Source organism: Bacteroides sp. AF39-16AC (genome assembly GCF_003602735.1).
Taxonomy (GTDB): domain Bacteria; phylum Bacteroidota; class Bacteroidia; order Bacteroidales; family Bacteroidaceae; genus Bacteroides; species Bacteroides uniformis.
Genome location: NZ_QTLN01000081.1, coordinates 1 through 677 on the forward strand (window position 1 = coordinate 1; position 677 = coordinate 677).

The 677-nt window shown below is 46.5% G+C and carries 1 pseudogene; it reads right to left on the bottom strand.

The window, feature by feature from the left end:
* Positions 1 to 16: 16 nt before the first annotated feature.
* Positions 17 to 230, bottom strand: a pseudogene (locus DW039_RS21555) (hypothetical protein).
* Positions 231 to 677: the final 447 nt, after the last annotated feature.

The window sequence follows — 677 nt, forward strand, 5'->3', positions numbered from 1 at the left end:
GCGCGTTGCGTAACCTTCAAAGAACTCTTCGTATGCAAAAGTAGCTATTTAATCCGAGATTTTGATATAAACTCCCAGATTTTTATCCCCTCATTCATAAGATTTTTCCGTAAAAGCGGTATTATCCGTCGGCACACCATTGCCCAAAACGAGTTTGGAACAAACGTGTGCCAACTACCGCATAGCCGGAGAAAAGGGCATTGCCTCACGCCTAAACGATGTTTAGACAGATGAAGCAATGCCCCTTTCTTTTGCGCCTATGCCAAGAGGTGCTTTTACGGGTTTTCAGATGATTTTTTTTTTTCGCTGTCCCTTTTGCCGGAAGCGGAAAGTGAATGCAGAGTGTGTCCGCCTGCCCCATGAATGAAACAGGTAGCCACACACAGCGGGCAATCCGGGAAGAATGATTGTTGTCGCCCGGCTGGACAAGTCCTGTCGGATCGGAAAACAATCATACTTCCTTTGTAGTGGTTTGCCCTTTTCACGCTTCCGGTGATGTCTTTTTCCTTTTGGTGATTCCTTTTTTACGGATTTTTCCCTGAAGTTTTTTCTACCCAATCAGCCTCTGTTTTCGTTTACCTCCATTTTTGCGCCTTTCAGTGAGCCGCATCAGGCAGTCATTTCCGTTCTGGGCGCAAAGGTAATTCCGGGATTGGACGGGAAAGCAAGGTCAAGCC